Origin of the sequence: Hoeflea marina (assembly GCF_003182275.1) — a bacterium.
Classification (GTDB): Bacteria; Pseudomonadota; Alphaproteobacteria; order Rhizobiales; family Rhizobiaceae; genus Hoeflea; species Hoeflea marina.
In genome coordinates this window covers 247,757-263,613 of sequence record NZ_QGTR01000006.1, presented here as the reverse complement: position 1 = coordinate 263,613, position 15,857 = coordinate 247,757, and the positions used below count along the sequence as shown (strand labels likewise).

The window sequence follows — 15,857 nt, the reverse complement described above, 5'->3', positions numbered from 1 at the left end:
TCTCGGGCCAGACTTATTTACCGTGGGTCAAGGCAAGCAGCATCTCTTCGAGATCAAATCACAAACGGAGCTTCTGATGTTATGAAGGCCGTTGGTCAGTTGTTCGTCTACGAAAAAGTGCTGGGACAGTCATATCACAAAGTGATGGTGCTTCCCGAGATTGTTCCCGACCTGTATCGAGAGCTTGTTGACAGCCTCGGCATTGAGGTTGTTGAGTACAGAAAAGCTGGCACTGGCCATGTCTTCAAATGGCGTAAAGGCCTCTGACCTTGTGTATATAGCCAGGCTTGGACCACCGACCGTGAAGGAAAGCCGGCCCCCATGCCGTTCCCTCGCTGTAGTTTGTCACCCGGTTCTGCCCGTATCCGGGATTATGCGGGAATAAGCGGGATTTCGCGGAATAGCGCGTATTTTCAAGGGGCTGCGGGGTAGTTTGCGCCATTGCCGCCCCCGATCAGTTTGTCACTCGCTTTTGAGCGCTGAGCGGAAATCTCCATCGGCCGGGCATTGTGCGGACCAGATGTGATCCATCTTCAAAACCGCAGTGAGAGACGTTTCAATAGCCTCAAAAGCCCGCGGATCTAAGGCCCACGTGGATTCGAAGGCCTGGCGCAACGGCGGTCGTTGACGCTGGATTGGCGACAAAAACAAATCCGAACTCGGAAGCCGCTTCCTCCTTTCATGCGCAAGCCCCTACCGAGCCGCTAGAAACAAGAAAAACAATGCACTAGCGCTTCCAAGTCTGCCGGCGACCGGCGCACGTGACGTCTGCGGAAGTTGGAAGCGGTGCCACCGCGGCCGCATGACAACGCTCGCTCGATCCATTCCAAATTTGAATCCTATCCGGCTTCCTATATTCTTAGCGGAACCTATCATCCGAGATACGGCCATCGCAGAATTTGTTGGAAATGCTCTTATTTGACTTGATATCTAAATCCAACCGTAGAACTGTAGAACACAGTAAGAACCTTGCCCATACAGGAGAATCATTTTGAAAGAAACGCACATTGACTCATTCTTGAAAAAGGCAATCGTTCCAAAAGGAAAAAATAGGCATGAAGAGATAAAGAATGATATATCCGGGCACCTTATAGGTAGGCGGTTTCCGTCAATATCAAAGGATTACTATGATATTTTTGGTGTAATTGATGGAAAAGCTTCAACTTTACTGACACATATATCCATCATGATTGCGACAAACGCGGTATTGCTCTCCGTAAATTCAGCTAATATTCTTGATATCACATCAATTACTCTTGTCCTCTGCTTTATGATTATAGCTCTATTAACCCTGCGATTGTTGAGATTTTGGGCAGAAGGCTTCGACAATGTCGATCCGAATGAAATCGCCTCAGAAGAATCTGAAAAAAAAGGTGCGCATGTCGAGTACATGGTAAGAATATACAATGAAGAAACATGCTATCGTGATAGACTCTACAAATTTTGCCTAAATGCAACAACTATTCTTACCCTATTAAGTTTGCTTTCTGTAGCCGGATACATGATAGAGCGGGTTATTTCATGAGTTTTATCTCTTACAAATGATGCGAGGCCTCCATGGACACTCTTATGAGATACGCGATTATATTTGGGACTCTCGCGTGTGCTGCCTCAGCGCATGCCGAACAGCTGACAGTTGCAGCCTGGAATATTAAGGCTTCAATTTACGAGCAGATTGAACGCCGCCATGATGATTTCGTAGCTTTGGATCACGATATTGCACCTGACGTGCTCCTCTTGGTTGAAGTCCCCGGGCTAGAAGAGTTGGAACGTATAGTCAGCGCATTAGGATGGTCCGAGTATCAAGCAGTTATCAGTGACCTTGGCGTGGTACGGGATCAGGCTTTTCAGGGTTTGGAAGTCGCGGTGATCTCAAAAATCCCATTTGCCGCAGTTACAGAATATGACGTTTCACCTGGCGACGGTGTCGGCCAGGTACTGGGGACCTTTGGCCAGATGAAGGCTGGCGAGGAGAAACTGGAAACGGCTGGAATCCCGAGTGTGAGCAAGGTGGATGGCAACCAACGCGGTACCTTGCGCGTAGAGCTAAAGAACGGACTTATTCTCTACCCGGTGCATCTAAAATCAAACTCAAATTCGCGATGCAGCAATATTTCTGGAGCGATCAGTGCATTCAAGATGATTGGAGAACCCGTGCCACCGAATATGCAAGCCGCCTACGACATAGGCTTTGACAAAGCCACCGAGACGCATCGCAGCAATGCCCTGAAACGGGAGGCGGTGATTGCGGCTGTGAAGCTACTGGCAGACCAAGATATAGCAGCGGGCCATCCTGTGCTGATCGGCGGTGACTTCAATGCTTCTTTTGAGCCCGGGAAAGCCGGCACTTCATTTGAGGATTGCGCCTTAGCAAATTTTTCCTGCGAACGAGGACCTTTTCCTACGAATGCATGTGAACCAGGTGATGGTTTTGATGATACGTTGGCAATTTTGGAGCGTGGGCTAGTTGGTACTGGCCGCTACCACTTCCTAACGCGGGATCTTAAGTCGACCTATGACGATGACGTGTTCTACGACGCTGCGATCGATCACCTTGTCGTTCCGGACACAGTGGCTGACCGGTTCACTAAAGCGACGTCCGGCACGGCTTTCTATGGGAGTGATCACAAACCGGTCGTCACCGTCTTTACGGAGTAACAAGTGATGGACAGGCAACGCTGCGAAAGAAATTCAATCGTCTCTCTTATGATAGGAGCGATATTCCTCGTCGGTTGCCAAACAAAAGCAGATACAAATGCTCCCGCACTCACCACTTTTTCTGACGTGAGTACCAGTCCGCTCCAACAGATCGGACCTAAGGGTGGGTTTTTGCTCGTGGCGATCATCGATAAGAACGCCTATCCCGAGGAGCAATTGCCAAGCGTGGGCGAGTTTCCGATGGTCGCGGGGCGAACCGAAACACAGATGAAGCTTGGCGATCAGATCAGGCGTTCAATCGTTGGCGGGCGGATCAATCCGGCGATGGAATTCGGAGCCCTCTACTATTTGCCTGCGCGGAACAGCGAAGAGAGCGACGGCAAGGTTATTCAGAAGCTTTGCGCAACTGTGGACGGACATAAACTCGACGAAGTGGTCACGACCGAACAGCCAACGATTTATTCTCGCGAAAGGCGCCGTCTGGAACTGAGCGGCAATACGGATGTTGAACTCCTATCGGTGTTCGGGATTTCGGCCAATGCGGAAGCGAAATACGTATTCGACATCGAGGTTTCAGATGTTCGAGCACGTCAGATCAATTTGCAGGACGCTAAGATTATGCGATCTCGCTTATTGGCTGGCTCCGAATGCCGGACCAAGCTGTTGCCGAAAGCCGATGGGCGAAGAAAATTCCAATTGATCGCCGGCCTATACGGCAAGATCGTTGTTAAGCAAATATTCGAGGTACGGGGTGGTGTGAGTGTCCCCCAGATCAAATCAGAATTGGCGATTGGGAGCGAGACAGAGTCCGGTCGGTTTATGTTTTTTAAGGTCTATGACTATGAACTCGATTAGACGCATTCGTGGCCATTCTGCGCGTTGACCTCCTGACCTAGCCGCTAAATTGCTATTCAGGCGGTCGTTTGTGTGCTGGTGCGGCAATCCAGTCCCAGGTTCAGATGACAACTTATGCAACCGTTGGATGCCTATTGCTTGCCCGTCAGAGGCATTTCGCGCAATGCAGCAGAAGGCCGCAATGGGCGGTTTTCGGACATTCTCCGCAACGGCGAGTCGACCGTGCTCCTCGGTATCTTGTGGATTTTCAAGCTATAGCAAAACCGGACTCTACCATGCACTACGGAAAGTCAGCACAAAGCCTATTCTGTTCAAAAGCTCGCCGTTTCATGCATCACAACTGAAATCGTAGAGTCTGTTTCTAACCAACTAAGCCAAGAAAATTTTCGTTGCGCAAATATCCCACTATCGGAACGGTTTTCTAAAAACTGCCGGAAATATTTGTGCCCGAGTTTTTCAACGGAATAAGATCTGTGCGGTCACAAAGTTAATGCGTCACATATTGCGAAACTCAGATTTCCCAGCTTTCGCCAACGAGTTCGATCTCAACCTTTTCTAGCAAAGCTGAATTTCGGAATGTAACGTTTGACAAAGTCAATTTCTCCAACGTTGCGACACTTGCGGCCGGCGCCAGATCTAGATCGCGCGCAGCCATGATCCTAAGGTGTGCTAACTTTCCCAATTCTTGAATACCTGCCAAGTTCACCTTGCCTGCCTGCACCGATAGGCTGGTCAGGTTCGAGAGTTGCCCCAGCTCCGAAATGTCGCTGGCCTCGTTTGTATGCACCGAGAGGCTTGTCAGGTTTGAGAGCCGCCCCAGCTCCGAAAGGCTGCTGACCATAGTAGCCTGCACATGGAGGCTGGTCAGGTTTGTGAGCCGCCCCAGTCCCGCAAGGTCCCTTACCTTGGCTGCCTGCAAATTCAGGCGGGTCAGGTTAGATAGTCGCCCCAGCGCCGAAAGGTCGCGGGCTTTGTTTGCACTCACCGAGAGCTTGGTCAGGTTCGAGAGTTGCCCCAGCGCCGAAAGGTCGTGGGCCTCGTTTGCATGCACCGAAAGGCTGGTCAGGTTAGATAGTCGCCCCAACGCTGAAAGGTCGCTAGCCGAGTTTACCTGCACTGCGAGGCTGGTCAGGTTGGATAGTCGCCCCAGTGCCGAAAGGTCGCTAGCCGAGTCTGCCTGCACCGAAAGGCTGGTCAGGTTAGATAGTCGCCCCAGCGTTGAAAGGTCACTAGCCGAGTTTGCTTGCACTGCGAGGCTGGTCAGGTTGGATAGTCGCCCCAGTGCCGAAAGGTCGCTAGCCAAGTCTGCCTGCACCGAGAGGCTGGTGAGGTTAGATAGTCGCCCCAGTGCCGAAAGGTCGCTGGCCCCGTTTGCAATCACCGAGAGTCTGGTCAGCTTCGACAGTCCCCCCAGAGCCGATAGGTCGCTGGCCGAGTTTGCAACCAATGTGAGATTGGTCAGGTTCGAGAGTTGCGCCAGCGTTGAAATGTCTTTCGCCCTCGCTGAGAGGCTGGTCAAGTTCGAAAGTTGCCCTAGACTTTCTAGCTTTCCGGAATCAAGCCAAATATTTAGCAGGCTAAGTGACTGCAAATTTCTTAATTGAAGCAAGTCATCGAAACGCCTTATCTTTCCTTCGCCATGTTTGAAAATGACTGATTCAACCTTTCCCCCAAGCTCTGCCGGAATTTCGGTCCCGGACAAGAGCATTTCTCTAACGCGGCGCTCGGCTTCGACAATCTCTGGGTCTCGCTGCCTATCGACATTTGTCCGATCGCGCCCGGCGCTTCGCTTTAGGCGTTCCCCCGTCGCTTCCAGTGCATCGGCAAGACCGCGTATTTGATCAAAGCCCAGACTCCGCAGACGTTTTTTGAATGCACTCCACTCTTCTATCCAAATCTTCGCAATATCGGTCCCGAGCCTGAGCCGATCCGCAGTTTTAATAAGGACATCGGGCAGTTTCCCCAGCGCCATGCCTGCGGCTTCATACCAGCGTGCAACAATAGGCCGGATACGAATCTGTGATTGAACTGAATGCGCAACGTTTGAACTGTCTCGAAGTTGTCTCCGCAGATTATCGGCAATTATGGAGTTTGGATCAACCCATCTGGACAGAGCTTGGATACTCTGTTCGGCATCTTGGGAGACGTCGCGCGACCTTTGGTCGATTTCCGCAAAGGTTCCGTCCTTCCCGAACTCCAATGTTTCCTCGGCACCGATATGATCATCGTATCTGTCCTGAGCTTGAGAGCGATACTCATCAAGCGCTGTGCCGACTGCAACATATAACCGCATTATGGCTTGGTCGAGCGGGTGTTCGCGAGTGAAATATGTATCTTCTTCGTCACTCAGTTCAGGCTCATCGCCGCTAATGTAGAAATGGTCTCGGCGCACCAATGGCAACATATGCCGTGCGAAATTGAGGGGCTGAATACAGCCTTCGGCTGTTCCCTCTTCTAAGTAGAGAAGGGAGATGCAGATTTCTTCAAGCGCCTCCACCGGAAAATTTTGTGGCATCAAATTGATCCCACGCAAAGTATCAGCTACGCGGGTGGATTCCTTCGCAACTTGCCCCAACTCCCGGGCCAAGCGTGTGTTGGGACGAACATAATCTAAGGCCATCCCAAGAAACTTTCCCAAGTTTTGTGTCAGAAGGGTAGGATTTTGCACGGTGTTTCGGCAATTTCAATCCGTGCTTCACATCTTCGTCATTGAGGCCAGTCCGAGTTGCGCTCGTATCGAACTCACGCTCCGTCCACCCAGCGGTTGTTCCATCGCCGAGGGGCCAGCCCCCGCCTGTGCCCGCTTTGAGAAAATGCACCGCGGCGAATAGCTCAAGGCAAACGTCTGCTTGGGGCCGAATCTGCCATGTTCGCGGCGAGTGCGATTTGAGCCGCCGTACACAACACAGGCTTCTGCCTCTACCGCCTCGCGATCACGCCGCAGATTCTGCCGATGATATGGAGCTTCTCAAGATCCACATCGAAATTCGCGAGTGCTGGATTGTCCGAAATGATGCTCACTCGCGGCGGGTCCGAGAACGGGATCCGCTGCAACCGCTTGATCTGCGGCTCTGAGAAACCATCGGAAATCGCATAGACTGTATCAGCCACCATTCTCGTCTGCGCGAGATCTACCAGCACCCTGTCGCCAGGCTGATATGAAGGGACCATAGAGTCGCCGACCACCTCCATGACGATGGTCGTCGAGGCGCTGGCCTTCATCTCACCCACGAGAAACGATTCGGGCAAGAGCCATTCCGCGACCACCCGGTGACCGCTCGTTCCACCATTTGAGCCGATGGTGAGCATCTGGCCAACGGATCCTTCGCCCGCTCCCAGGCGGGCATCGATTTCCGGGCGGGCACCAGGGATCCGTGGCTTCCAAGTCTCGTGCGAATAGCCTTCGTCGTTCTCGTCAGCATCGGGATCGTAGGATGACACCAACGCCCCCTGGCGGGGCGCCTCCGTCTGGTTGGCGCCGTCTCCGCCCGTGATCAGCCAATTTATATCAATGCCTCGGAGTTCGCGCAGCCGCCGCAGGAAGTCGTAGCTCGGCTCCCGTTCACCGCGAATATAGTTTGCAAGGGTGGCCTCGGCCACGCCGATCTCGCTCGCGAAATCCGCGTTCGTCCTTCCTTCCGCCACGAGCGACAAAATGCGCTGCCCGATACCGGGAGCAATTTTCCGAGGTCTAGCCATGATAAACTACGAATGGGGTTTACATAAACTTCATTCGTATATAATCTCCCCTCATTCGCAGTTATCTTTCCCCGGAAAAAGGGGCCTGAATCGCCCCTGCTTCCGAAACCGGAGCTCACTATGCACGGCACGACTTCCAGAGTCGATCCGAAGGTCAAAGAGCAAAGCGCCATCAAGGCGCGGCTGCTCGAAGCCGGGATCACCCTCGCTGACATCGACCGCAAATACGGCCTTTCGGATGGAACCGCGCGCAACACGATGCGCGAGCCCAACACCCGAGGTGAATGTGCGATCGCCGCTGCTCTCGGCACCAGACCGCATTTGCTCTGGAAGACCCGTTACAGGCCGTCCGGTCAGCGACGATCGCCCCAGGATTGGACACGGGTTCCGACGCTGAGGCAACGCCGAAACGACCAGGCCGCTTAGACATGGATCGCAACCCGTTCATCCCAAATCTGGACGCCGATCGGCCCATCCCGCCGTCCATCATCCTGATCTTCGGCTCGCTGGTCACCGGCCTGGCGCTGGCGGGCTTCGCCCTTTTGTTTCTGTAGGAGCGACATCATGAACTACTTCAATGAAACCGAGCTGCAGGAACTCACATTCCGGGTCTGCGTCGCGTCGGTGAAGCAAGCCTTTCCCCACATCCCGATGGAGAACATCATCGACCCGCCGCGCAGCCAATTTGATGCGGTGCTCGCCCGGCAGATTGCGCTGCATGTGCTGGTTGCCAGGTTCGGGGTGCCCAAGCTTCGAGCCGGCATCCTGGTCGGCCGATCAAGGGAATCCGTCAACCGAGCGCTTGAGGCCATCGACGTTCGGCTCGATGAGCCTGATTTCGAAAATCAGTACCGGATCATCGCAGATCGCGCGGTCGCCATGTTCGACGACAAGATGCGGGAGGCGGCGTGATGGCGGTCTCCAAGTCCATTCCCCTCGCCGACATACACGTGCCGGAACGCTTGCGCGCTGTCGATGAGGATCATGCGCTCGCGATCCAGGCTTCCATCGTCGAACACGGTCTCCTCAACCCCATTACCCTCCGGCGAACCCCAAATGGGGAACGCGGCTATTGCCTGGTCGCTGGCGCTCATCGCCTGCGGGCCATCGAGCTCCTGGACGAAGCCGAAATCGACGCGGTCGTGGTCACGGCAAATGCCGATGAGGCGGTGCTGATCGAGATCGAGGAGAACCTCTTTCGCAACGATCTTTCTGTGCTCGACAGGGCTGTGTTCGTGCAGACCTACCGGGATGTCTGGGAGAAGACCCGAGGCGAGATCCGGCCTGGCAAGAACAATCTCCCTAATAGGGACAAGTTGTCCCTATTAGGGAATTCGCCTGTCGATCTGATTGCTCAAGAGGCATCAAATGGCTTCTCAGTCGCTTGCGCGGATCGGCTTGGCATTTCCCCGAAATCGATCATGCGCCTCAATCGCATCGCACAAAACCTGCCGCGTGACGTCCGCCAGGCGATCAGCGGAACCGCTATCGCCGACAATCAAAGCCAGCTCCTCAAACTGGCAAAACTCGACCCGGAAAAGCGGGCCAAGGCCCATGTGGCCATCCGCGAGGCCAAGGGTGACTTCAAGGTCGCTATCGACCTGCTGGAGCCGCCGGCCAAGAAGACCGACCCGGAGCTGCAGATCCTCTCGCGGCTCATCGACAGCTGGGAGCGAGCCAAGCCCGCGACGCGCAAGAAGTTCCTGACCCACGCCGGCCTGGTCGCTGCTCCGAAAGGTGGCGCATCATGAGCAAGTTTCACCCCGATCAGCTGGGCCTGTTTGAGACCCGCGTCTATCCCGAGCGCATCGAGGTCGGCTCTGTCGACCTCGACCGGTTCCGCTCCGAAATCAAACGCGCCATGTCGCAGGCCATCCGCGAAAGCGGATATGACCGCCAGACAATCGCGTTGCGGATGGCGCAATATCTGGGCCTGCCGAACCTCGCGAAGACCACGCTCGACGCTTATACGGCCGAGAGCAAGGAGGGCCACGACATCAGCCTCCTGCGCTTTTCCGCCTTCGTGCATGCCACCGGGGCCAAGTGGTTGTTCGACGTCGTGGTCTCCAAGGCCGGAATGACCGTGCTTGAGGGCTCAGAGGCCAAGCTCGCCGAGATTGCGCGACTTGATCAGGACCGTCGGTCCATCAATGCCGAGCTCAAGAAACTGCGCGCCCGCCCCGTGGCGCCGAAAGAGTGGAGGCGTCGGCCATGAAGCAATTCTTCACCCCTAAGGAGATCGCCAAAGCGGCCGGTGTCTCGGAACGCTCCATCAATCAGATGGCCGCCAAATCCCGCTGGCGGCACCTGGACATGAAGGCACGCAAACGCGACGGGCGCGGCGGCGGCTGGGAATACCATGTGTCGCTCCTGCCGCAGGCAGCCCAGGCACGCCTGATGGTGGTCCATAGTGCGCCCGCCAATGCCAACGTCAACAAGACCGCAGAGGCCCGTTCGAAGCTCTGGGCTGACTATGAGGCCCTGTCGAAGGACCGGAAAGCGGCCTGCGAAGCGCGCCTCAAGGTGGTGGCGGAGGTTGCGACATTCATCAACGGCGGACTGTCGGAAACGGCCGCAATCGCCATCGCTGCCAAACACCACCAGGTGAGCCCCCGGGCGGTCCGCAATTGGCGCACACGCGTCGCCGGTATCGAGCGGCAGGACTGGCTGGCAGCCCTTGCCGATCAGTACCACGCAACGTCATCCGCGGCCGAATGCGATGAGCGTGCATGGGCGGCACTCAAGAGCGACTTTCTCAGGCCCGAGCGCCCGGCATTTTCCGCTTGCTATCGTCGGATGAGGGAAGCCGCAAGCGAGCAGGGCTGGGCACCTGTCGCAGAAGAGCGCGCGCTGCGCCGCCGGCTTGCGATCGAGGTGCCGAAGGCCGTCCAGACTGCGGCGCGCCAGAAGCGCGACCAGGTCAAGAACCTCTACCCGGCGCAACGGCGCGACCGTTCGATGCTGCACGCCATGGAGGCCGTCAACATGGACGGCCACAAGTTCGATGTGTTCGTCCTCCTGCCCGGCCAGACCACGCCGACACGCGTCATGCTGCTTGCCCTCCAGGATCTCTATTCCGGCAAGATGGTCGCCTGGCGGCTGTCCCCGTCCGAGAACAAGGACACTGTCCGGCTGGTTATCGGCGATATGGTCAGCCGCCACGGAATTCCAGACAAGATCCTGCTCGACAACGGCCGGGCGTTTGCATCCAAATGGATCACCGGCGGTGCGGCCAATCGTTACCGGTTCAAGGTCCGTGATGAAGATCCGCGGGGGCTGCTGACCACGCTGGGCGTCGAGATCATCTGGGCAACGCCCTATTCAGGACAGTCCAAGCCGATCGAGCGCGCCTTCCGCGATCTGGCAGAGAACATTGCCAAGCACCCCTTCTGCGCCGGCGCCTATACCGGCAACACGCCGGACGCCAAGCCCGAGAATTACGCCTCCCGCGCCATCCCGTTCGCCGCTTTCTCCGAGCATGTCGATCGCATGATAGCCGAGCACAATGCCCGACCGGGCCGCAAGGCCGGTAACGCGCATGGCCGCTCATTTGATGAGACCTTCTCGGCCTCCCTGCAGGATCCGGCGACGCTTGTCCGCTGGCCCACGGAAAACCAGCGCTCACTTTGGCTGCTCGCTGCAGAGCGCATCCGCTCCAAGAAGGGCTCGGGCGAGATCGAGATCTATGGCAACCGCTATTGGAATGCCGCGCTCAACGCCCATTCCGGAACGCGGGTCACTGTGCGGTTCGACCCCGATCATCTGACCCAGCCCATTCATGTCTATGACGCCAACGACAACCTGATCTGCGTCGCCGAGTGCATCGCCGACACCGGCTTCTTTGACACGGGTGCCGCCCGCGATCACGCGGCAAAGCGCAATCAGTTGACAAAGGCGATCCGCGAAAGCGCGCGGCTCCATACAGCGCTCGCACCCGACACGCTTGCCGAGATCTATGGCGCCGGCAAATCCGCGCCCCAGCCGAAGCCGGAACCTCCCCGATTCAAGCGCATCGCCAATGGCGGCATCCGGGCTGAGCCGGAAGCCAGAGCCGAATGGGATGAGCAGTCGGAGCAGGCCTTTTCTCGCGCCATGCGGATGATCGAGGAGAACGTCATCGAATTCCCCGGAAAAGGGGAAAAACCGGGCCGTTGAGTGTCGTGTACGGCCCAAAAAAATGGGCGGGGAAAACCCCGCCCGACAAATTTAGCAAGGACAGAACTAGATGAACATCACGACAAGCACAAGCCCCGCCGCAATCGGACAAGGCAGTTGGACACTCCCGACCTCTCACCCGGACGTCTCCGCAAACCGGCCCGGCCGGTCTGCAGCCGATCTTTCCCTCTGGATCGCTCTCACCTCCCGGGTCGCTGCGATCGGAGAGCAGAACGGCTGGACCAAATCTGACGCGGCCGCTCGCATCGGCATGCCCGACGGCACATTCAATCAGTGGTTCTCCGGCAAGTATGACGGCCGACTTGATACCCAGAACGAAAAGGTCGAACGCTGGATCGTATCGGTCGATGAAATGGCAGGTCTGGCTGCCACGGTCCCTGTCAGTCCAGGCTTCATCAAGACCCGAACCGCCGGCGAGATCACCGACACGCTCGTCTTCGCACAGATGATGCCGGACTTCGTCACCATCACCGCGGCAGCCGGCACCGGCAAGACATTCGCCTGCAAGCAGTTTGCGGTCACGCGGCCCAATGTGTTCATGGTCACCATGAGCCCGCACACAAAGACCGTGCATGGCATGCTGGTCGAACTGGCGACGGCGCTCGACATCACCCAGCACAATCCCGCCAAGCTTGTGCGCGCGGTTGGGCGCAGGCTTCTCAACAGTGGCGGCGGATCGCTGCTGATCGTCGATGAGGCGCAGAACCTGGTCGACAGCGCGGTCGACCAGCTCCGGCACTTTGTCGACATCTACTCCTGTGGCGTGGCTCTGGTCGGCAACGAAGAAATCTACTCGCGCTTCAGCCGGAGCACCGATGGCCCGTCCTATGCCCAGATCAAGCGGAGGATCGGAAAGCGCGTTCGACTGGCCAAGCCGAGGGCGGAGGACATCAACGCGCTTCTCGACGCCTGGGGGATCAGCGAGCCGGACACGCGCAAGGTGCTCACCGGCATCGGCATGAAGGACGGCGCACTCGGGCAGATCGACAAGACCCTGAAGCTTGCCTCGATGACTGCCGCCGCAACCGGCCAGGCAGTTAATGCCGCAATGGTTCGCGCCGCCTGGTCCAACCGCGATGTCGAGGGCATGTGAGATGAGCGCAGCACTTTCCCGGACTTCACCCATCAGCCGCGAAATGGGCCTGGCAGCCGAGCTGGTCTCGCAACACATCACCAGCGACGGCCTTGTGCTTTCGACCGCCAAGGCCGAGGTCCTCCTGCGTCGCCTGAACCTCATTAAGCGGCGCATCGCCAATCTCGAACATGAACTCGGTGCCTATCGCGCGGCCGAAAATGGCCAAGCGGCAGCCGCAATTCTTGGCGACCTTTGCATGGAGGTCCTCCAGGAGGGCGTCCTGGAAGCCGCCAAGGAGAGCCCGGTGGTCTATCCGGATTTCAGCAGGGGGAAGCGCTCATGAGCCCGTCCCTCTCCTGCCGCCTGAAGGCCACCCGCGACGCCTTCAAAAGCCACGTGCATGGCGGCAAGACCTTTTCCGCCGACGAGATCATCGCCCTCATCTGGCAGCTCGATGAGTTGATCGTCATGTCCAAGGAACTGGAGCGGGACCTCGCGCGCCATCAGTCGATGGAGACCCATCGGCTGGACCAGCTGATCGGTCGAGCTGGCAACGTCATCGTCCTGCAGCCTCGCCCGGTCCGACGTCCGCCGCCGCCCGGCGGAGGTGACGCGGCATGAGAAGCACTCCACCAAGGCCCGCCATCTATCCACTCAATCCAAAGCAAAGGTCAAAGTCATGACGCACGCAGTCATCATCGAAGAACACCCCCAGGAGGGCCCTATCCGGATCAACGGCAAATCCTACATGGCAGACGCCAAGGGGAGCCTGGTGCCGCTCGAACTGGTCAAGCCGGCCGACAAGCTGGAGGACGAGACGGTCCGCAAGATCATGGGTTTTGCGAGCGACCTGTCCGGCCAGATCACCCGCTTTCGCGGCCACACCATGACGGACCTGGGCGAGTTCGATGCGCTCCTTGAGCAGGAATACAACACCCGGAAAGGCGGCAAGAAGGGCAACCGGACCTATCAGACGTTCGACGGCCTGATGAAGGTGATCGTCTCGGTCGCAGACTTTGTCGATTTCGGTCCCCAGCTGCAGATCGCGAAGACCCTGATCGACGAGTGCCTCAATGAATGGTCGGCCGACAGCCGGCCCGAGATCCGCGCGATCGTCACGCGTGCCTTCAACACCGACAAAGAGGGCCAGATCAACCGCTCCGAGATCTTCATGCTGCTGCGCATGCAGATCGAAGACGAACGGTGGCTGAGCGCCATGGAGGCGATCCGAGACGCCATGCGGGTGACGGGCTCGAAGGAGTATGTGCGGTTTTATCAACGCGCCCGGATTACGGATGGCTGGCAGGCCGTGACCATTGATCTGGCGAAGGCAACCATCTCATGAGTTTCGGAAACAATGCACGTGCGATTCCTTACGCTCTGAGACTATTTGAGAGGAAGCCCAGTCACTTTCAGGTACTTGCGTCTCAGTTCGGTAACGTGATTGACAATGTCTTCGTGGGAGGATCTCAATTCCGCAATGCTCTCATTGATCGGATCAATCTTCACATTTGTGCGGGACGTTTCGTCTTCAGCTTTTGCGCCAGGAGGGAGCTCACGGAAGCGGTCAATCTTGCTTCGGCAAAGGGCCCGAGATTTACGAACTCTCGTGACAAGATTGAGAAACTCGCCAGACCACAGATCCTTACAATCCTTGTAGACATCGATCTCGTCTATCAATTGCTGGCCGTCAATAATTTCAACCGCTCTTATCGTATCGCTAACAGCTGTGCGATAGGGGAAGGTCGGCATATTCCGTTCACTGAAATGACTTTCAATCGGCGCGATTGCATTCGAAATCGTCGCGATATTGGATCGAAGAACAACCAAGAAGCGATCCAATTTGAGCGCGTCTTTTCGCAGCGATATCGACATGAGTTCCTCATGCCGGCGAGCTTGTTCTCTATCAACGCGCGCCATTTGACCGATCGTCAACCAAGCTGCAATAACTGCCAGCGCTCCGGTAATCAGCGTCTGCCACTCCTTGAGGAATTCGAACCAGGGGTCGCCTGGGTTTCCAAGAACAGCAATCAGCACCACCATTCCTATGAAAACGGTCGGTACCAGCCCGCGAAGTCGCCCGCTGTAATCATGGGGCCCATTTTCTTCCGACGCCATGGACGATTTCTCCTCGATCTTGCCAGCGTGAGTGGATTGCCAAAGCGAACCAAGACTCAGGCAATGCAACCATGACCAGCATCGCCGCAATCCATGCGGGCCGCAAGCAGCTTGGTCTGGACGAGAACACGATGCGCGACCTCTATGAACGTGTCACCGGAGAACGGTCACTGCGTGCCATGTCGTGCCAACAACAAGAGGCCGTAGTCTCCGAGTTTCGTCGCCTGGGATTCGGCCGAACTGCACCGAAGTATCGTCGGCTGCTAGATGGCCCATTTGCAAAGAAGCTACAGGCGCTCTGGATTGCCGCCTGGAATCTCGGCGTGGTCGCCAACCGGGAGGACAAGGCGCTGCTCGCCTTCGTCAAGCGCCAGACCGGCATCGACCACGTCCGGTTCCTGCGATACCCCCAGGACGCCGCCAAGGCGATCGAAGCGCTGAAGGGCTGGCTGGCCCGCGATGGCGGAGTGGACTGGGCACGCCGGCCCACCCGCTACACCGGTGACCACATCAACCTGCCGCAATATCGCATCGCGCTCGCTCAGTGGGAGAAGCTGAACAATCTTGATCCGGCTCATCCCTTGGTCGAAGGGGCGCCCAATCGATCCGTCCTACAGGGGCTTGCGGAAGCTGCATCCCGATTGGGGCTGCCCGAAGGATACGGCCGCTTTGAAGGCCAGGATTGGCAGGCTCTCATGAACCACCTCGGCTCTGCGATCAGGCGGGAGCCCCCGCGCCGATGAAGCACGTTCCCTCCACCCTCCCCGGTATCCTTGGTCAGATCGCCGATGTCGCCGGGGTCGAAACAGCGCTGGCCGTTGCCGGCGCTGTTGGTGGAACACGCGTGCAGATCCCGGCCTACGCCAAGGGCGAGGAGCATTGGCTGACTGACCTCGTCGGTGCAAAGCAGGCGGCCCTGATCTGCGACCATTTCCGAATTCTCGATCCGGACGGCCGCGCCCATGGCCTGTCCGACGTGTTGATACCGCAAGGCCCTCATGGGGTGATGGCGCGCGCTAAGCGCCAGTTCTTGCTTGAGATCGAAAACGGTGCGAGTGTCGCGGTTGCGTGCCGCCGCTCCGGTCTGCATGAGCGAACCGCGTTCCGGCTGCTGTCGGATCAGAAGCACGGAAACCAGCTCTCGCTGCTCGACCTCCTAAAATCCCCCTCCGATCCCGAACGCTGACACCTGTCAGCGGAGTATCATTCCCCAAGCATCCCACAGTGAGCCATATCGCGCGGCGTTTCAGTCGCGCGTTGTGCAAACACGGGGAAG

19 protein-coding genes are annotated in these 15,857 nt (G+C 57.1%); 16 read left to right on the top strand and 3 right to left on the bottom strand.

Annotated elements, in window-relative coordinates; all coding sequences use genetic code 11:
• Nucleotides 1–81: 81 nt before the first annotated feature.
• The 4 genes from DFR52_RS21295 to DFR52_RS21285 all read left to right on the top strand — a co-directional run bounded on the left by DFR52_RS21295 (nucleotide 82) and on the right by DFR52_RS21285 (nucleotide 3,513).
• Nucleotides 82–267 (top strand): hypothetical protein, encoded by a 186-nt coding sequence (locus DFR52_RS21295; RefSeq protein ID WP_110034034.1) that lies wholly within the window; start codon nucleotides 82–84, stop codon nucleotides 265–267.
• Between the two features lie 724 nt (nucleotides 268–991).
• Nucleotides 992–1,525, top strand: a complete 534-nt coding sequence (locus DFR52_RS24340; RefSeq protein WP_146215649.1) for a hypothetical protein — start codon at nucleotides 992–994, stop codon at nucleotides 1,523–1,525.
• Between the two features lie 44 nt (nucleotides 1,526–1,569).
• Nucleotides 1,570–2,658, top strand: a complete 1,089-nt coding sequence (locus DFR52_RS21290) for an exonuclease/endonuclease/phosphatase family protein (RefSeq protein WP_146215648.1) — start codon at nucleotides 1,570–1,572, stop codon at nucleotides 2,656–2,658.
• A gap of 3 nt (nucleotides 2,659–2,661) precedes the next feature.
• Nucleotides 2,662–3,513, top strand: a complete 852-nt coding sequence (locus DFR52_RS21285; protein WP_210205884.1) for a hypothetical protein — start codon at nucleotides 2,662–2,664, stop codon at nucleotides 3,511–3,513.
• 511 nt (nucleotides 3,514–4,024) lie between these two features.
• Here DFR52_RS21285 and DFR52_RS21280 read toward each other — a convergent pair.
• Together DFR52_RS21280 and DFR52_RS21275 are read right to left on the bottom strand one after the other, a co-directional pair.
• A complete protein-coding gene (locus tag DFR52_RS21280; RefSeq protein WP_158285013.1) occupies nucleotides 4,025–6,151 on the bottom strand; it encodes a leucine-rich repeat domain-containing protein in 2,127 nt (708 codons plus the stop codon).
• Between the two features lie 281 nt (nucleotides 6,152–6,432).
• Nucleotides 6,433–7,212 (bottom strand): XRE family transcriptional regulator, encoded by a 780-nt coding sequence (locus DFR52_RS21275; protein ID WP_110034030.1) that lies wholly within the window; start codon nucleotides 7,210–7,212, stop codon nucleotides 6,433–6,435.
• Between the two features lie 120 nt (nucleotides 7,213–7,332).
• Between DFR52_RS21275 and DFR52_RS21270 the strand changes: the two genes are divergently transcribed.
• The 10 genes from DFR52_RS21270 to DFR52_RS21230 all read left to right on the top strand — a co-directional run bounded on the left by DFR52_RS21270 (nucleotide 7,333) and on the right by DFR52_RS21230 (nucleotide 13,808).
• The gene (locus tag DFR52_RS21270) at nucleotides 7,333–7,638 is read left to right on the top strand and encodes a helix-turn-helix domain-containing protein (RefSeq protein WP_110034029.1); all 306 of its coding nucleotides are present in this window, start codon (nucleotides 7,333–7,335) and stop codon (nucleotides 7,636–7,638) included.
• A gap of 2 nt (nucleotides 7,639–7,640) precedes the next feature.
• Nucleotides 7,641–7,766 carry a hypothetical protein gene (locus DFR52_RS25020; RefSeq protein ID WP_280954201.1) on the top strand — a complete coding sequence of 42 codons (126 nt, stop codon included), beginning with the start codon at nucleotides 7,641–7,643 and terminating at the stop codon, nucleotides 7,764–7,766.
• A gap of 10 nt (nucleotides 7,767–7,776) precedes the next feature.
• Nucleotides 7,777–8,124: a hypothetical protein gene (locus tag DFR52_RS21265; protein ID WP_110034028.1), complete on the top strand. Its 348-nt coding sequence runs from the start codon at nucleotides 7,777–7,779 to the stop codon at nucleotides 8,122–8,124.
• Complete coding sequence (locus DFR52_RS21260) at nucleotides 8,124–8,963, top strand: ParB N-terminal domain-containing protein (RefSeq protein ID WP_110034027.1); 840 nt, start codon at nucleotides 8,124–8,126, stop codon at nucleotides 8,961–8,963. The genes DFR52_RS21265 and DFR52_RS21260 overlap by 1 nt, the downstream gene beginning before the upstream one ends.
• On the top strand, nucleotides 8,960–9,427 hold the full coding sequence (locus DFR52_RS21255; RefSeq protein WP_110034026.1) for a hypothetical protein: 468 nt from the start codon (nucleotides 8,960–8,962) through the stop codon (nucleotides 9,425–9,427). Before DFR52_RS21260 ends, DFR52_RS21255 begins: the two co-directional genes overlap by 4 nt.
• Complete coding sequence (locus DFR52_RS21250) at nucleotides 9,424–11,367, top strand: transposase domain-containing protein (RefSeq protein ID WP_110034025.1); 1,944 nt, start codon at nucleotides 9,424–9,426, stop codon at nucleotides 11,365–11,367. The genes DFR52_RS21255 and DFR52_RS21250 overlap by 4 nt, the downstream gene beginning before the upstream one ends.
• A 271-nt stretch (nucleotides 11,368–11,638) precedes the next feature.
• A complete protein-coding gene (locus tag DFR52_RS21245) occupies nucleotides 11,639–12,481 on the top strand; it encodes an AAA family ATPase (protein ID WP_245415429.1) in 843 nt (280 codons plus the stop codon).
• 1 nt (nucleotide 12,482) lies between these two features.
• Nucleotides 12,483–12,806 (top strand): hypothetical protein, encoded by a 324-nt coding sequence (locus DFR52_RS21240; RefSeq protein ID WP_146215646.1) that lies wholly within the window; start codon nucleotides 12,483–12,485, stop codon nucleotides 12,804–12,806.
• Nucleotides 12,803–13,084, top strand: a complete 282-nt coding sequence (locus DFR52_RS21235) for a hypothetical protein (RefSeq protein WP_110034022.1) — start codon at nucleotides 12,803–12,805, stop codon at nucleotides 13,082–13,084. Before DFR52_RS21240 ends, DFR52_RS21235 begins: the two co-directional genes overlap by 4 nt.
• A gap of 58 nt (nucleotides 13,085–13,142) precedes the next feature.
• The gene (locus tag DFR52_RS21230) at nucleotides 13,143–13,808 is read left to right on the top strand and encodes a DUF3164 family protein (RefSeq protein ID WP_110034021.1); all 666 of its coding nucleotides are present in this window, start codon (nucleotides 13,143–13,145) and stop codon (nucleotides 13,806–13,808) included.
• A 41-nt stretch (nucleotides 13,809–13,849) separates the two neighbouring features.
• Here the strand turns inward: DFR52_RS21230 and DFR52_RS21225 are convergent, their stop codons facing one another.
• The gene (locus DFR52_RS21225; RefSeq protein ID WP_110034020.1) at nucleotides 13,850–14,581 is read right to left on the bottom strand and encodes a hypothetical protein; all 732 of its coding nucleotides are present in this window, start codon (nucleotides 14,579–14,581) and stop codon (nucleotides 13,850–13,852) included.
• Nucleotides 14,582–14,652: 71 nt separating this feature from the next.
• Between DFR52_RS21225 and DFR52_RS21220 the strand changes: the two genes are divergently transcribed.
• Both DFR52_RS21220 and DFR52_RS21215 read left to right on the top strand, forming a co-directional pair.
• Nucleotides 14,653–15,324 carry a regulatory protein GemA gene (locus DFR52_RS21220; protein ID WP_110034019.1) on the top strand — a complete coding sequence of 224 codons (672 nt, stop codon included), beginning with the start codon at nucleotides 14,653–14,655 and terminating at the stop codon, nucleotides 15,322–15,324.
• On the top strand, nucleotides 15,321–15,767 hold the full coding sequence (locus DFR52_RS21215) for a hypothetical protein (protein WP_210205883.1): 447 nt from the start codon (nucleotides 15,321–15,323) through the stop codon (nucleotides 15,765–15,767). Before DFR52_RS21220 ends, DFR52_RS21215 begins: the two co-directional genes overlap by 4 nt.
• The last annotated feature ends 90 nt before the right edge of the window (nucleotides 15,768–15,857 follow it).

Bases quoted from the DNA above. Each gene is read 5' to 3' on its own strand.
- DFR52_RS21240 (WP_146215646.1), top strand. From the start codon at position 12,483: ATGAGCGCAGCACTTTCCCGGACTTCACCCATCAGCCGCGAAATGGGC.
- DFR52_RS21270 (WP_110034029.1), top strand. From the start codon at position 7,333: ATGCACGGCACGACTTCCAGAGTCGATCCGAAGGTCAAAGAGCAAAGC.
- DFR52_RS21260 (WP_110034027.1), top strand. From the start codon at position 8,124: ATGGCGGTCTCCAAGTCCATTCCCCTCGCCGACATACACGTGCCGGAA.
- DFR52_RS21235 (WP_110034022.1), top strand. From the start codon at position 12,803: ATGAGCCCGTCCCTCTCCTGCCGCCTGAAGGCCACCCGCGACGCCTTC.
- DFR52_RS21245 (WP_245415429.1), top strand. From the start codon at position 11,639: ATGCCCGACGGCACATTCAATCAGTGGTTCTCCGGCAAGTATGACGGC.
- DFR52_RS21290 (WP_146215648.1), top strand. From the start codon at position 1,570: ATGAGATACGCGATTATATTTGGGACTCTCGCGTGTGCTGCCTCAGCG.
- DFR52_RS21230 (WP_110034021.1), top strand. From the start codon at position 13,143: ATGACGCACGCAGTCATCATCGAAGAACACCCCCAGGAGGGCCCTATC.
- DFR52_RS21215 (WP_210205883.1), top strand. From the start codon at position 15,321: ATGAAGCACGTTCCCTCCACCCTCCCCGGTATCCTTGGTCAGATCGCC.
- DFR52_RS21250 (WP_110034025.1), top strand. From the start codon at position 9,424: ATGAAGCAATTCTTCACCCCTAAGGAGATCGCCAAAGCGGCCGGTGTC.
- DFR52_RS21225 (WP_110034020.1), bottom strand. From the start codon at position 14,581: ATGGCGTCGGAAGAAAATGGGCCCCATGATTACAGCGGGCGACTTCGC.
- DFR52_RS21255 (WP_110034026.1), top strand. From the start codon at position 8,960: ATGAGCAAGTTTCACCCCGATCAGCTGGGCCTGTTTGAGACCCGCGTC.
- DFR52_RS21220 (WP_110034019.1), top strand. From the start codon at position 14,653: ATGACCAGCATCGCCGCAATCCATGCGGGCCGCAAGCAGCTTGGTCTG.
- DFR52_RS21295 (WP_110034034.1), top strand. From the start codon at position 82: ATGAAGGCCGTTGGTCAGTTGTTCGTCTACGAAAAAGTGCTGGGACAG.
- DFR52_RS21275 (WP_110034030.1), bottom strand. From the start codon at position 7,212: ATGGCTAGACCTCGGAAAATTGCTCCCGGTATCGGGCAGCGCATTTTG.
- DFR52_RS25020 (WP_280954201.1), top strand. From the start codon at position 7,641: ATGGATCGCAACCCGTTCATCCCAAATCTGGACGCCGATCGGCCCATC.
- DFR52_RS21265 (WP_110034028.1), top strand. From the start codon at position 7,777: ATGAACTACTTCAATGAAACCGAGCTGCAGGAACTCACATTCCGGGTC.